The sequence below is a fragment of the Pseudomonas cedrina subsp. cedrina genome, from assembly GCF_001983175.1.
In the GTDB taxonomy this organism is placed as follows: domain Bacteria; phylum Pseudomonadota; class Gammaproteobacteria; order Pseudomonadales; family Pseudomonadaceae; genus Aquipseudomonas; species Aquipseudomonas cedrina.
The window spans coordinates 175,755-189,680 of record NZ_MNPW01000003.1; the positions used below are offsets into that span (position 1 = coordinate 175,755).

16 protein-coding genes and 1 pseudogene are annotated in these 13,926 nt (G+C 62.4%); 9 read left to right on the top strand and 8 right to left on the bottom strand.

Annotated features, from left to right (window positions below; translation table 11 throughout):
* Nucleotides 1–123 precede the first annotated feature (123 nt).
* Together BLL36_RS06600 and BLL36_RS30345 are read left to right on the top strand one after the other, a co-directional pair.
* Nucleotides 124–417 (top strand): fructose-bisphosphate aldolase, encoded by a 294-nt coding sequence (locus BLL36_RS06600; RefSeq protein WP_076950669.1) that lies wholly within the window; start codon nt 124–126, stop codon nt 415–417.
* 519 nt (nt 418–936) lie between these two features.
* Nucleotides 937–1,176 (top strand): hypothetical protein, encoded by a 240-nt coding sequence (locus BLL36_RS30345; RefSeq protein WP_130925941.1) that lies wholly within the window; start codon nt 937–939, stop codon nt 1,174–1,176.
* Here BLL36_RS30345 and BLL36_RS06610 read toward each other — a convergent pair.
* Both BLL36_RS06610 and BLL36_RS06615 read right to left on the bottom strand, forming a co-directional pair.
* Nucleotides 1,173–1,573: pseudogene (locus tag BLL36_RS06610) on the bottom strand (DUF488 domain-containing protein). The gene BLL36_RS30345 and the pseudogene BLL36_RS06610 overlap by 4 nt on opposite strands.
* Before the next feature lies 1 nt (nt 1,574).
* Entirely contained in the window at nt 1,575–2,777 is a 1,203-nt protein-coding gene (locus BLL36_RS06615) for a TPM domain-containing protein (RefSeq protein WP_076950671.1), read from the bottom strand.
* A 128-nt stretch (nt 2,778–2,905) separates the two neighbouring features.
* On the opposite strand from BLL36_RS06615, the gene BLL36_RS06620 reads away from it, so the two are divergent.
* Together BLL36_RS06620 and BLL36_RS06625 are read left to right on the top strand one after the other, a co-directional pair.
* Nucleotides 2,906–3,721, top strand: coding sequence for an alpha/beta fold hydrolase (locus tag BLL36_RS06620; protein ID WP_076950672.1), 816 nt, complete (start codon nt 2,906–2,908; stop codon nt 3,719–3,721).
* Nucleotides 3,711–4,853 (top strand): PAS domain-containing sensor histidine kinase, encoded by a 1,143-nt coding sequence (locus BLL36_RS06625; RefSeq protein ID WP_076950673.1) that lies wholly within the window; start codon nt 3,711–3,713, stop codon nt 4,851–4,853. The genes BLL36_RS06620 and BLL36_RS06625 overlap by 11 nt, the downstream gene beginning before the upstream one ends.
* A 306-nt stretch (nt 4,854–5,159) precedes the next feature.
* Here the strand turns inward: BLL36_RS06625 and BLL36_RS06630 are convergent, their stop codons facing one another.
* A complete protein-coding gene (locus BLL36_RS06630) occupies nt 5,160–5,912 on the bottom strand; it encodes an ArsR/SmtB family transcription factor (protein ID WP_076950674.1) in 753 nt (250 codons plus the stop codon).
* Nucleotides 5,913–5,986: 74 nt separating this feature from the next.
* Between BLL36_RS06630 and BLL36_RS06635 the strand changes: the two genes are divergently transcribed.
* On the top strand, nt 5,987–7,147 hold the full coding sequence (locus BLL36_RS06635; RefSeq protein ID WP_076950675.1) for a cytochrome P450: 1,161 nt from the start codon (nt 5,987–5,989) through the stop codon (nt 7,145–7,147).
* Between the two features lie 102 nt (nt 7,148–7,249).
* Complete coding sequence (locus tag BLL36_RS06640; RefSeq protein WP_076950676.1) at nt 7,250–7,747, top strand: AAA family ATPase; 498 nt, start codon at nt 7,250–7,252, stop codon at nt 7,745–7,747.
* Between the two features lie 134 nt (nt 7,748–7,881).
* Here BLL36_RS06640 and BLL36_RS06645 read toward each other — a convergent pair whose 3' ends face one another.
* Nucleotides 7,882–9,477: a L,D-transpeptidase family protein gene (locus BLL36_RS06645; RefSeq protein ID WP_076950677.1), complete on the bottom strand. Its 1,596-nt coding sequence runs from the start codon at nt 9,475–9,477 to the stop codon at nt 7,882–7,884.
* Between the two features lie 37 nt (nt 9,478–9,514).
* Between BLL36_RS06645 and BLL36_RS06650 the strand changes: the two genes are divergently transcribed.
* Both BLL36_RS06650 and BLL36_RS06655 read left to right on the top strand, forming a co-directional pair.
* Nucleotides 9,515–10,243 carry a murein L,D-transpeptidase catalytic domain family protein gene (locus tag BLL36_RS06650; protein ID WP_076950678.1) on the top strand — a complete coding sequence of 243 codons (729 nt, stop codon included), beginning with the start codon at nt 9,515–9,517 and terminating at the stop codon, nt 10,241–10,243.
* A gap of 30 nt (nt 10,244–10,273) precedes the next feature.
* Nucleotides 10,274–11,020, top strand: coding sequence for a creatininase family protein (locus BLL36_RS06655; protein WP_076950679.1), 747 nt, complete (start codon nt 10,274–10,276; stop codon nt 11,018–11,020).
* Nucleotides 11,021–11,182: 162 nt separating this feature from the next.
* On the opposite strand, the gene BLL36_RS06660 is transcribed toward BLL36_RS06655, so the two are convergent.
* Both BLL36_RS06660 and BLL36_RS06665 read right to left on the bottom strand, forming a co-directional pair.
* Nucleotides 11,183–11,524 (bottom strand): hypothetical protein, encoded by a 342-nt coding sequence (locus BLL36_RS06660; protein ID WP_076950680.1) that lies wholly within the window; start codon nt 11,522–11,524, stop codon nt 11,183–11,185.
* A 35-nt stretch (nt 11,525–11,559) separates the two neighbouring features.
* Complete coding sequence (locus BLL36_RS06665; protein WP_076950681.1) at nt 11,560–12,216, bottom strand: ATPase; 657 nt, start codon at nt 12,214–12,216, stop codon at nt 11,560–11,562.
* A 130-nt stretch (nt 12,217–12,346) separates the two neighbouring features.
* Here BLL36_RS06665 and BLL36_RS06670 point away from each other — a divergent pair, with 130 nt between their 5' ends.
* Entirely contained in the window at nt 12,347–12,619 is a 273-nt protein-coding gene (locus tag BLL36_RS06670; RefSeq protein WP_076950682.1) for a hypothetical protein, read from the top strand.
* Here BLL36_RS06670 and yfcF read toward each other — a convergent pair.
* Nucleotides 12,594–13,226, bottom strand: a complete 633-nt coding sequence (gene yfcF / locus BLL36_RS06675) for a glutathione transferase (protein ID WP_076950683.1) — start codon at nt 13,224–13,226, stop codon at nt 12,594–12,596. The genes BLL36_RS06670 and yfcF overlap by 26 nt on opposite strands.
* Nucleotides 13,227–13,321: 95 nt before the next feature.
* Nucleotides 13,322–13,858 carry a DUF924 family protein gene (locus BLL36_RS06680; protein ID WP_076950684.1) on the bottom strand — a complete coding sequence of 179 codons (537 nt, stop codon included), beginning with the start codon at nt 13,856–13,858 and terminating at the stop codon, nt 13,322–13,324.
* Nucleotides 13,859–13,926: the final 68 nt, after the last annotated feature.

Here is a 13,926-nt window from a genome sequence, read left to right on the forward strand (position 1 = left end):
GTGGGAGACCTTATGGTCTGCCGGGTTATGGTAATAGTCCCCCGGTCTGCGAACCCGCGCACAGCTGCCACCCATTTGTTTCGCAGCAAAGGTGGCAATTTTTCTTCTTTAAGGACTATTACCATGACAACTCAACACCCGCCCCGCCGCTTTACCCCCATGTCCCAAACCGCAACCGACTACCCCGTGTTGCTGATCGACAGCGACGCACCGCTCGGCGAGTTGCACGCCTGCGCCAGCGAGCGCTTGAACGCCGCCTTGGCCTATCTGCACCTGATGGCCTGTTCCAACGTGTCCGACTATGCCGAGCACGACATCAATACCGTCGCCAACACCGCCCGGATCATGGTGCAGGATGTGGCGGATGTGTTTGCCGTGATCGAGCGGCGGGGGTTTGGTTCGCCTGCTGTGATCTGATGTGATGTGAGCTGTGAGAGAACCCGCTTAGGCGGGTTTTCTGGTTTCCGGGGGGCTGAAAATTGCGGATTAACCGGGGAATTTAGGGCGTCTTTGCGGCCGCCTTCGCAGCCTCGCTAAAGCTCGACAGCTCCCACATTTGATCTTCATGGCTGCCGAAATGTTAGCCATAGCTCAGATTCCTGTGGGAGCTCCAGGCCTCGCTGTTCTGGCAGGTTTATGTATCGAGACGTTTGTAGCGTCATGCGCAGCTCAAGGCGCCAATGTATTTCAACAAGCAAAAACCTGAGGTGCGTCTTCGCTATCTGACAGCCCGTCTGCGCTTACACAACAAAGATCAAAGACAGGCCTGACAGCCACGCAAGCGTTTCTGTGAATGCAGTGCGAGGCGGTTTTAAGCGGTTACATACGCTTGAATCCGCCTGATTGATATGGCCCAGAAGGCCGCTGTAGCCTGCGATGCGCCCCGTCAGTTCAGGCTCCGGCGGGCGCCTATTTATCCATCAGAGAGGTAACGCCATGTCTTCAGTCACCGGTTTCAACCCCCACCTGTCCGCGTATCAAGCATTTGCAACCCGCATCGATAACGACCGGCCACGCCACAACCCGCTGGATCACACCGCAGGCGATGATGCCGAAGTCTTCGACCCCAATACGCAAAGCTGGCAACCCACCCAGGCCGCGGGTAATGGCCGATCTACCGCCCTCGGCGATCCTTACCGCGAGGCGATAGATGTCGAGATGAGGCATCCCTATTAACTCGGGAAATCCCCCTGATAACACACCGGCGAACTGCCCGCTGCACGCCGATCCAGCTCTGCTCCAACCACTGCGCCAGCACCACCGCGTTGTTGGCTTGTGGGTCATGGGCGGCATAAATCAGCGTGAGCGTGCCGGCCTCGGCGAGGTCCAGCAGTTTCCACCAGTGGGCTGGCTGGGCGCTCAGCTCCTGGCGGTAGGCGCGGGTGAACTGTGCAAAGTTCAATGCGCCCGACTTGAATGCCTTGCGCAGTTCGGTGGATGGCGCGACGTCCTTGACCCATTCATCCAGCACCAAGGCGTCCTTGCGGCAGTTACGCGGCCACAGGCGGTCGACCAGGATGCGTTTGCCGTCGTCCGGGCTGGCAGGGTCGTAGGCCCGTTTGCATTGGATCATGTCACCAACTCCCCGACGCTCCGCCGCCGCCACTGGAACCACCACCGCCCGATGAGCTGCTGCTGGAACTTGAGCTGGAACGGCTGGAGCTTGAACCAGACCCGCCCGAACCGGAGCCCGACTCGGCGATGCTCTGCACAAAAATAATAAACGCCACAACGGTGGCCAGCGGTATCGCCACCAGCCAGCCCTGGTAACCGTGCCCGAACAACATGCCTGCCGCGACGTAAATAACCACCACCGCCAGCGCACGCAGGATAAAAAAGCGCGGGCGCTTTTTCCACGAGGCCTTGATGATCAGGAACAAGCCAAAATACAGGCCCAGCACCAGCGCCACACCGAACGGCCACGCCAGCCAATGGATATAACTGACCGCCACAAACCGATTGGCCACCACCACCGCGAGAATGTAGGCCAGCAGCGCCATCACGCAATAGAACGCGGTGCGCGCCAGCCACAAGGCGCCGAAGATAGCGCCGCCCACCAGCATGGTCAGGGGCAGCACCAGCAGGTACACAGCCCATTCGTGGCCACCGGCAAACACCACCAGCGCTACCGTGCCCACCGCCGTGGTAATCAACGCGCCGCGCCAACCCAGCTTGCGCGCGACGATCAGCACGCCGCCGACAGCGCCGAGGATAAACGCCAGTAATACCGCGAGCGCCTGCAAATGCCCCTGCGACGCGCCGACCGCGGGCAAGTCACCGCCGTCCACCAGCAGCACCAGGGCATTCACGCCCTGGGACACACCGCCCGCGTAATCCCCTTGGCGAAACGCCGGCGTGATGTGCTCTTCAATGATTCGATGCGCCAACAGATCGGTGACGGTGCCCTCCAGGCCATACCCCACCTCAATGCGCACCTTGCGATCACCTTTGGCCACCACCAGCAGAATGCCGTCGTCGACGTCCTTGCGCCCCAGCTTCCAGGCGCGGAACAGTTGGTTGGCGTAGTCCTCGATGCTGGCCTCGCCCGTGGTGGGCACCAGCAACACTGCAACCTGTGCGCCTTTGCGCTGCTCAAGATCGGCGAGCTGACTTTTGAGCCGCTCGGTGGTGCCGCTGTCGAGGGTGCCGGTGAGGTCGATCACCCGCTGGTCGAGGGCGACCCCGAGGGGCGAAGTGTCAGCCTGGGCGGTCATCAACAGACCGGCGCACATCGCGATCAACAGACTCAAAGCCACTTGCCGGGACCAACGCAGCATATTTGTTACCTGAAGTTTCTTCCTGAAGCCGTGGACTGTAACCTATCCGCGCTGTAACACGTGACCCCACGCGTTTGACTATTTAAACTGTCGCAATTATGGCAATGCGCCACCCCTTCAGGAACCCCATGGATTTACGTCACCGCAATAACATTACCGTGATGGGAAACGGGGCCTGCACCCTGGTGTTTTCCCACGGTTTCGGCTGCAACCAAGCCATGTGGAACGCCCTGGCGCCGCAATTTCTGGATAGCTTTCGCGTGGTGATGTATGACTTGGTGGGCGCCGGTCTCTCCGACCTCAGTGCCTTCGACAAGGCCAAGTACGCCACCCTGGACGGATACGCCCGTGACTTGAACGAGATCATCGAGGCCTATGCCGAAGGCCCGGTGATCCTGGTCGGCCATTCGGTCAGCGCTATGATTGGCACCCTTGCCGACCGTCTGGCGCCGGGGCGTATCGCCGCCCATGTGATGATTGGCCCGTCGCCGCGCTACATCGATGCCGACGGCTACGTGGGTGGCTTCCAGCGCGGCGATATCGACGACCTGCTCGACACCCTCGACAGCAACTACCTGGGCTGGTCCAGCAGCATGGCCCCGGTGATCATGGGCGCGCCCGATCAACCGGCGCTGAGCGAAGAGCTCACCCAGAGTTTCTGCCGCACCGAGCCGGACATCGCCAAGCATTTCGCACGCGTGACCTTCCTGTCGGACAACCGCCAGGACGTGATCGGCCTGACCACGCCCGTGCTGATCCTGCAATCGAGCGACGACCTGATCGCCCCCGTGGCCGTGGGTGAATACCTGCACAGCGTGTTGCCCAACAGCACGTATTGCCTGGTGGACAACGTCGGCCATTGCCCGCACATGAGCGCACCGCAGGCCTGTGCCGCAGCCATGCAGCGCTTCCTGGCACCCTGGGCGGCCGCGCGTGCCGGCTGACGTATTCGACAGCGCCGCCTGCGCCCTGGCCGTCACCGCGCAGGACGGCACCCTCCTCAAAGTCAACGCGCGCTTCAGCGAATGGCTGGGGTTCAGCACGGCCGAACTGTGCGGCAAGCGTTTCCAGGATCTGCTGACCATGGGCGGGCGCATCTTCCACCAGACCCACTTGGCGCCGATGCTGCGCATGCATGGCAGCATTACCGAGGTCAAACTCGACATGCTGCACCGTGACGGTCACAAGCTGACCGTGCTGCTCAACGGCAACCAGCGCGAACAGGCCGACGCCGTGGTGTACGACCTGGCACTGTTCGGCACCACAGACCGCGACAAGTACGAGCGCGAGCTGCTCAACGCAAGGCACCTGGCCGAAGCGCTGTTGCAGGAAAAGACCGCCACCGAACTGGCCCTCAAGCAGGCCCAGGCCGAACTGAACGAGGCCTACGCCATCGCCCAGCGCCGCGCGCTATTTGCCGAGCAGATGGTGGCGATCGTCAGCCATGATTTGAAAAATCCGCTGACGGCGATCCGCATGGCCTCGGACTTTCTCAGCCGCGGCCAACGCTCGGCCAAGGAACAGCAACTGCTGGGGCACATCGGCCAGTCGTCCGAACGCGCCCAACGCATGATCGCCGACCTGCTGGACTTCACCCAGGCACGGGTGGGCCAAGGCATCAGCATCAAAGTGGCGCCGCTGGACTTGCATGCGGTCATCCACCGCGCCGTCGATGAGCTGCGCGTGGCCTTCCCCGAGGCCATCCTCGAACATCGGGCCGAAGGCCACGGCGATGCCTGCCTGGACGGCGACCGCGTGCAGCAGATCATCGGCAACCTGGTGGCCAACAGCGTGGCCTATGGCGACCTGCGGCGGCCTATCACCGTGACGTCGCGGCTGGGCGTCGGCGCTGCTGAAATCAGCGTGCACAACCATGGCCAGGCGATCCCCGAAGCGCTGCTGGCCGGGCTGTTCGAACCCATGACCCGTGGCACCGCCCAGGGCAGCGATGTACGCAGCGTGGGCCTGGGCCTGTATATTGTGCGCGAACTGGCCAAGGTGCATGGTGGCGATGTGGCGGTGACGTCCTGCGCCAGCGAGGGCACTACGTTTACCGTGACGTTTCAAAGTCCGTAGGCGCGGCCCTGCATCACCGGCTCGACACTGCCGCTCAACACCACCTCACCCGGCCAGCACCATTTTTGGGGCCGCGAAAACCTTGTGGCGAGGGAGCTTGCTCCCGTGCTGGTCTGACAGGCGAAAAGTATTCAACTGGCCTATCGCAATATAACTAATGTGGGAGCGGGCTTGCTCGCGAAAGCGGTGGATCAGTTAAGCATGCATTGCCTGACACTCCCCTTTCGCGAGCAAGCCCGCTCCCACATTTGGCCCCAGTTTCGCCAGTTCAAATATCTGTCGGCCTTGAGACCGGCCGGGCCGTTTTCAGTAGTAGCTGGGCGCTCTCGTCGAATGAGGAGGTCCGGCCCGTTCGGCGCTTTCAAGCAGGATCCCGAATCGCTCAGCCAGCGCCTTGCGACCCGTGGAGGTCAAGGCAAGCGCCCGACTGTCGAGGTCCTGGATCACCCAGCCGCGGCGGATGACGGCCCGCAGAACAGCCGCGCCGAGCGCGCCGGCAAGATGGGGGCGCCGCATGCTCCAGTCCAGGCACGAGCAGGCGAAACGACGTCGCTGCGCCCTGACCTTGTCTGTGTCGATACCGAGTTCGGCCATGACTGTTTCGCCGGTCACTGTCAGTGTGTAGGCGCCCTCCCCGGCAACGGTCGGTGCCAACCAACCCGACACCATGAAATGGTCGTGAAGCCGCACCGCCAAGGTACCTGCCATGTGGTCATAACAGGTACGCGCGAACTGCAACCGGGTAGGCGTTGCGCACACAAAGCGTGAGTCCACGTTCTGGCCGATGACCATCAGCGTCTCGATAGCCTGGGCCACTTGCGCGTCCGCCAGGCTGTAGTAGCGATGCCGGCCCTGCGTATGCAGCCTGATCAACCCATCCTCTTTGAGTCTTGCCAGGTGCGCGCTGGCCGTGGAGGCACTCACCTCGGCAATCACGGCCATTTCGGTACTGGTGCGGGCGTGACCGTCCATCAGCGAACAGAGCATTTTCGTTCTTGCAGGTTCGGCGATGGCGCCGGCTACCCGAGAAACTGCGCTGTCGTTACCGAGGGCATCCATATTTCGTTCCTGAGCGAATCATCGGGTTCAAAGGTGTTCGATAGTAGCGGTTCTTCGTCGACAGGACCTACGCAATGACGCCTTTTGAAGCGGTTACACAGGCTGATCCCTACGTTTATTACGCGGGTCTCAGGCAGCAGAACGGTCTGCTATTCGATACGTCTCTGCGCTTATGGATTGCGAGCAGTGCCAACGCGGTCGAAGCCGTGCTGAGGCATCCCGACTGCCGGGTACGCCCCTTGAACGAGCCTGTGCCAGCGGCCATTGCGCAAAGCGCCGCAGGCAGGGTTTTCGGCCGGTTGATGCGTATGAACGAGGGCGCGCGGCACCTGTGCCCGAGAATGGCGATCGAACCGGCCCTGGCGGCCGTCGACCCGCAAGGCCTTGCAGGCACTGTGTCACGCGTGGTCGAGGGCCTCGATAATGCGGGCGATAATCTTGATGAGCTGATGTTCACGTTACCGGTGTGCGTCATTGCATCCCTGATCGGCGTACCGCCTCGCCAGCTACGTGAGGTTGCCAAGCTGACCCGGGATTTCGTCGCCTGCCTGTCGCCGCTGAGCGACGGCGTTCAGCTCGACAAGGCCAATGGCGCGGCCACTCGGCTCAGCCAGGTATTCAGTGAGCTGCTTAATCACGAGGCTGAAGGTAGCTGCTTGTTGAGCGCGCTGCGCAACAGCGGTGAAACCAGTGCCTGGGAAGATCCCGCTGCGTTGATCGCTAATCTGATCGGCCTGTTGTCACAGACCTGCGAGGCCACCGCCGGCCTGATCGGCAATAGCCTGGTTGCGCTCCAACGTCAGCCTGACCTGCTGGAAACCCTGCGAGCCACGCCACTGCTGGCTGCGGAGTTAGTAGCAGAGGTGGCGCGTTTCGACCCGGCGGTGCAGAACACGCGGCGGTTCGTGGCCAAGCGATGCACGGTCGAGGGCCGCGTCCTGGAAGCGGGCGATAGCGTTCTGGTGTTGCTCGCTTCAGCCAACAGAGACCCCGGCACGAACCCGGACCCCGATAGTTTCTTGCTCAATCGCCCTGGACGGCGCACCTTCGGTTTCGGCTCGGGAAGACATGAATGTCCCGGCCGGCAACTGGCAGTGAGCATCGCCGCCGAGGCGATTCTGGCATGGCTGCATCGGCAGCCGGCCGCTTCTGCTCGTGTCTATCGATGGCGCTACCTGCCCTCCCTGAATGGGCGCATCCCGCAGTTCGAGCAGGACCGGCGCACCCAACCCTGATCGCCGCCATTGTTCAAGCATGACCAAACACGCCACAATCCCAGCGCTGCGTTGACACTGCCACCTGCCCAGACTCAATTGAACACTCACCCGGAGTGCCCCATGCTCATCGTCTTCAGCGGCCTGCCCGGCACCGGCAAAACCACGATTGCCCGAGCACTGGCACAGCAGATCAGCGCCGTCTACCTGCGTATCGACCTGATAGAACAGGCCATTCGCGATGCCGGCGTGCTGGCGGGCGATGTGGGTACCAGCGGCTACGGCATGGCGAATGCGTTGGCGCTGAGTAACCTGCGCTTGGGCCATACGGTGGTCGCCGATTGCGTGAACCCGGTCAGGGAGAGCCGCGAAGCGTGGAAGCGCGTGGCGGCAACGGCAGGCGTGGCGTTGCTGGATGTCCAGGTGATTTGCTCGGACCGGCAGGCGCATCAACGGCGAGTCGAGACCCGCGCGGGCGATATTCCCGGCCTGGTCCCGCCCACGTGGCCGTCCGTTCTGGCGCATGAGTACGAGGAGTGGGATGAGGTGCCGGTCACGCTCGATACCGCCCTGCTCACACCGGACCAGGCTGTCGCACTAATCCTGAAGAAGCTTCTGTAGTGAGCGGGCTTGTCCCGCGCTGGGTGGCGAAGCCGCCCCAAACCAGGCGACTCGGTTTTTTTCTGGAACTCAGCGGTGTCTTTATTGGGGCGGCTTCGCCACCCAGCGCGGGGCTAGCCCGCTCACTACAAGAGTCAGAGCACACTCCCCATCGCCTTCATCAACACCAGATCCCGCGCGTAAATATCCGGCGCATACACCAGGCCTCCCTGGCGATCGACCTCCACCGTCCAGTAACCCAACAACACCGGCACCGGGGTCGCCAGCCTGAATTCATGGGTCACGCCGGTGGCCAGCAGTTCATCGGTGCGCGCGCGTTCGGCCGGGCTCACCAGCAAATCCCTTAATAACAAGGGCTGCTCGACCCGCACACAGCCCGAGCTGAACGCCCGTGGCCCTTTGGTGAACAGCGGCTGGCTCGGCGTGTCGTGCAGGTACACCGAATACGGGTTGGGGAAACGCATCACGATCTTGCCCAGCGGGTTGCGCGGGCCGGCTTCCTGGCGCAGCAGGATATTGCCGGGGCGCGCCCAGTCGATCAGTTCGGGCGCCAGCGGGTGGCCTTCGGCGTCAAGCACTTGCAGGTTTTGCTGGCGCAGGTATTCCGGGTTCAGACGGATGGCCGGGAGCTTGTCCTCGCGCATGATGGTGGGCGGGATGGTCCAGGTCGGGTTGAGGGTCAGCCGGGTGATCCGGGATTTGAGCAGGGGTGTCTGGCGTTCGGCGCGCCCCACTTGCAGGCGGGTTTGCCACACAGGGATGCCGCTCTGGTAGACGCTCAGTTGCGCGGCGGCCACGTTGACCAGCACGCCTTCGGGCTCCAGGTCCTGGGCCAGCCAGCGGAAGCGTTCGAGGTTGATGCGCAGTTGCTCGCGGCGGATCGACGGGCTGATGTTGAGTTCGGCCACGGTGCCAGCGCCAATCACGCCGTCGGCCTGCAACGAGTGGCTGAGCTGGAAGGCCTTGACCGCCTTGACCAGTTCGTCGCGGTATTGCTGGCCGCTGGGCGCCTCGGCGAGGTAGCCACCGTTGACCAGGCGCTGTGCCAGTTCCGGCACGCGTGGGTCTTCCATGCCGGGGCGCAACAGCGGGCCGCTGGCGACCGGGCCCCAATGCGGCAGCGGCTGCTGGCGCACACTGGAATAGGCGTTGCGCAGGCTGCGGTACAAATCGGCACTGGGCCTTGCCTGGTCGAATGCCTGGACCATGTCCTGCAGGCCCAGCGCGGCGAAGGCCAGCACCTCGGTGTCGGGGTCGCGCTCCGGCGGCCGGGAATGCCACAGCGGCTCGAAGCGCGATTGCTGCAGGCGTCCGTAATGCAAGTCGTGCAGGGCTTGCAGGTAGCGCTGGCTGATGCCGATATCGCTGCACAGCACATTGGCCGCGCCATCCACGGCGGGCAGGCTATAGTGGGTGGGGTCCAGGCCGTCGTCGGCAAGCATCAGCAACTGGGATTGCAGGGCTTGGCGGCGTTCATCGGCAGACCACAGCGGCGCATCGCCCTGCTGTTGGTAGAAAGCTTGCAGACGCAATTGGCCGGCCGCGTCAATTTGCGCAGCCAGGCCGGGGCAGACACTGGGCAACTGCGCCAGGGCCTGTTGCACAGGGGCCAGGTCCACCGGCGCAGGCATGGCGACCGGCAACGGTTCTGCCGGCAGCGCTGCGGCTGTGGCGACCAATGGTGCAACGAGCAGGCAAATGCTCAAGTAACATGCGTGTTTTTTGAACAAGACTTGCTCCAATCCACAGTGGGGGGTTGTACTGTAGATGCTGACTTTCATGTGCCGGGTCGCGATGTCCGCCCTGGGCCTGTTCACCCTGAGCCTGGCTATGTTGAGCAATTCTGCGCTCGCCGCCAATGGCACCCCTCCTTCCTTGTATAGCAGCCTGGCGCGATCGGCTCCAGAACTCAATCCCACGGTGCTCAAAAGCGCACTGAGCGCGGTGCAATGCGCGGTCAACAATGGCGAAGAACGCTCCGAGCGCCTGGCCGTGATTGATTATTCCCAGCCTTCGACCGCCCGTCGCCTGTGGATTTTCGACCTGCGCAAGAAAACCCTGGTCCTGCGTGACCTGGTGGCCCATGGCGCCAAGTCCGGGGAAAACTTCGCCACCGAGTTTTCCAATCTCGAAGGCAGTCACCAATCCAGCCTGGGCCTGTTCCGCACCCAGGAAAGTTACCTGGGCACCCACGGTTACTCGCTGCGCATGGACGGCCTGGAACCGGGCTTCAACGACCTGGCCCGCGACCGCGCGATTGTGATCCATGCCGCCGATTACGTCAGCCCGCTGTGGAGCAAACGCGAAGGCCGCATCGGCCGCAGCCAGGGTTGCCCGGCCGTGCGCCCGCAAGTCGCGCGCCAAGTGGTGGACAAGCTCAAGGATGGGCAGTTCATGTTCTCGTGGTACCCGGACCAGCGCTGGCTGAAGTCGTCGACCTACCTCAATTGCAAACCCCAGCAGGTGGCGAGTAGTCGTACAATCCGTGGCGGTTAGCCTGTCTTCATCGATAAAAGAGAGCGTCGAATGCTTCTACACACGTCCACCTGGGTTGAGATCGGTCAGTTCCTGGAGCGCAGCCGCACGGTGGTGATCCCCATCGGCTCCAACGAGCAGCATGGCCCCACCGGCCTGTTGGGCACCGACTGGATGTGCCCGGAAATCATCGCCCATGAGGCGCAGAAGAACGCCGACATCCTGATCGGCCCGACCTTCAATATCGGCATGGCCCAGCATCACCTGGGCTTTCCCGGCACCATTTCGCTGCGCCCTTCCACCTTTATCGCCGCCATTGGTGATTGGGTGCGCTCGCTGGCCGGGCATGGTTTCGACAAGATCCTGTTTCTGAACGGCCATGGCGGCAATATCGCCACCATCGAAGCGGCGTTCTCCGAGCTGTACGCCGAAGCGAGCTTCGCCCGTCGCCCGGCCGGGTTTGCGCTGAAACTGGTGAACTGGTGGGACCTGGAAGGCGTGACCGACCTGGCCCAGCGCCAATTCCCGGTCGGCCATGGCAGCCATGCCACGCCGTCCGAGATCGCGGTGACGCAGTGGGCGTACCCGGATTCGATCAAGACCGCCGACTACTCGCCGCGAATCGCCAATACCGGGCCGATCCGTGAAGCGCTGGACTTTCGCGCACGGTTTCCTGATGGGCGCATGGGGTCCGATCCGGCGTTGGCGACGGTGGAGAAAGGTGGAGAGTTGGTGGCGCTGGCTGCGCAAGGGCTGATCAAAACGGTCAACAACTTCAGCAACGAAACAAAACCCTAAGCCCCACACAAATCCAACTGTGGGAGCTGGCTTGTCGGATCGCCGCACCGCTGCGATGCAGACACCTCGATACATCAGGCATACCCAGGTGATGCCATCGCAGGCAAGCCAGCTCCCACAGGGAAGCCCGCTCCCACATTTGGGGCTATGCGGCGTCGGCAGCTATATGCATTCCTGCGCAGCAAGCTCCAGCCGCGACGGCTTGATCGCCGACGCCAACGGCTTGCGCTCATACAGGAACACCTTGCCGCCCTCCTGGGACTTGTAGGCTTCCAGGACATCATCGGCGGCAAACTTGCTGGTCAACAGCACTTTGGCGTGGCGCGAGTTCTGCGTCACGGTGGAGGTGATGCCATGCTTTTCCAGCTTGGGCAGCACACATTTCACATAGGCCTCGGGGTCCTTGGCGGTCTGCAGGGTCAGTGTCGGAGCGTTGGGGGCGGACACACACCCCGCCAGCAACAGGGAACCAAAGGCCAAGCCCGGGGCGAAAAAAGCGCGCATGAAAAATTCCTGACTATAAAAAATAAAAGTTCACATCAACCCGCACGTTGCCCAGCGTGAAGCAGCGCCTTGAGCGACGCATCGAACTGCTTCAAGGCGTCGAGCTGCACATCCCGCTGCTGCTCGATCTGCGCGGCAACTTCCGGCGCGGCCTTGTCATGCACCCACACCGACGGCACCTGCTTGTGCACCGCGCCCTCGGCCTTGGCGATGTACTGCAGGTTCGCGTCGTAGAACCGCGCAATGAACCGCGCCTCGACCTGATCGTTACGCTGGGTCAGCAGTTGGTTATGGGTATCGAGCATCACCACCACGTCGGGGTGAGCCTGCATCAGGGCGTCCAGGTTGTCGTACACGGTGACCGACAAAAAAGTGCCTTGCAGCGAGCTCATCAACCAATCGATGGCCAGTTCCGGGTCGGAGCTGTTGACGAACGCCTGGCGGATACGCCCGTCGAGGGCATCCTTGGCGCCATTCAAGGCCATGTCGTGGTAGCGTTCAAGGTAGCTGAGGTTATCGCGGGTATTATCGCTCAACAACACACCCAGCGATTGCGCGTGCTGCAGGGAGTTTACGCTACCGACGATAGGTAGCAAATGGCCTGCATGCAAATCATCGGCGATCGCCGCGTTGTTGATCACGACAGTGCCCAGCATCACCATCATTAAAGCCAGCTGAATAAACGTCCTCATCGCGCATTTCCTTGAAAGCGTCTCGATGGGGCGATTTTGCGCTTTTGCTGCAAAAACAGAACTTGCGATCCGTGATGGTGACTATTATCTGAACCGATAGTGCACCTATAAAACCTATAAGGACCACGCCATGAAGCCCCACCAGAAAACCTTCGACCGCATCCGCGAAGCCGTCCTGCCGGAATTTCGTGAGCGGGTCGCCGATTATCTGGCCGACTATGAAGGCGTGCTGCAAGACACCGCCGTTGACGCTGCCCGGTTCCAGGCCAGCGCCCAGCAGTTGCGCGGTTACCTGCGCGGCTTGAACACCACGCGGGTGCTGGGCATGGCGGATTGGGAAGACCTGGACCGGCGCGTCGCGCAAATGGCCCAAAGCCCTACAGCGCAGGGCGTTGCAGGTTGACCCACGCCTGCACGGACGGGCGCTGCCACTGGCGTTGCGCGTAATCCACCAGTTCGGCCGGTACCCGGTCGCCATTGAGAATCAGGCGGTTGAGCATCACCGCCAGGTCCACGTCGACAATCGACCACTCGCCGAACAGATACGCCGCATTACCCGCCAACAGTGTCTGCGCGGCGCTGATCAACTTGGCGGCTGCCGCTTCGGCCGCGGGTGACAACGGCGGCATTTTCTGCCCGTAGAACACCACCAGCGTCGAGCGCTCCTGGCGGATCGGCAGCAAATCGCTGCGCAGCCACGCCTGCACCTGCCGCGCCCTCGCCCGCTGACGGGTGTCAGCCGGGTACACCGGCGTCTGCGGGTGAACCTCTTCCAGATACTCCGTGATCGCCGACGACTCCGACAACGCGAAGTCACCGTCCACCAGCGTCGGCACACGCCGGGTCAGGGACAGGTGGGCAAAGTCAGGTGCCTGCTGCTGCGCGGCGTCCAGGTCCAGGGTGAGCGTGTCGAAAGCCAGGCCTTTTTCCCGCAGGGTGACGAACACCGACAGGGCGTAGGGGCTGGTGAACACATGATCAACATACAGACGTAACGCACGCTGGCTCATAACGAATCTCCTTGAGTGAGCCACCACGCTACGAGATGTGCGATGAGAAAGACAATGCGCTGTTTTTATGGGGGCATTCCTTGGTGGAATACCGGTTAACCCGCGAACCCGCCCTCGTCCAGAAACGCTTGCTCGTCAGCGGTGGTGGCCCTGGCCAGCACGTCATTACGGTGGGGGAAGCGACCGAACCGCTGGATAATTTCGGCATGTTGCTTGGCCCAGCGGTAGGTGTTGGCATCCAGTGGCTGGTTGAGGGTCAGCGACCGCTGCTGGTCGGCCGGGTCTTCCGAATGTTCGAACGGCAGGTAGCAGAACGCACGCAATGACGGCTCGATCTGCTGGTCCAGGCCGGCGTCGACCATGCGCTGGGCATACAGCCGTGCCAGTGGGTCGGTGGCGAACATATGGGCGGTGCCACGAAATGCATTGCGCGGGTATTGGTCGAGCAGGATCAGCAACGCCAGCGCACCTTGGGCCGAATCCAGCCAGCTTTCCAGCTCACGCCGGGCGGCTTGCAGATGGGCGGTGTGGAAGGTGTCGCGGAACGTGGCGTCGAAGGCTGCGCTCTTGGCGAACCAGCGTTTGGGGCCGGCTTGTTTCCAGAAGTCGATGACGGCGTGTGGGGTGGTCATGGTCAGGGCCTGCGCAGACGATTTGGTCTGACGGTATCAGGAATCCCGGGCGTGGCGAAGATCGATGT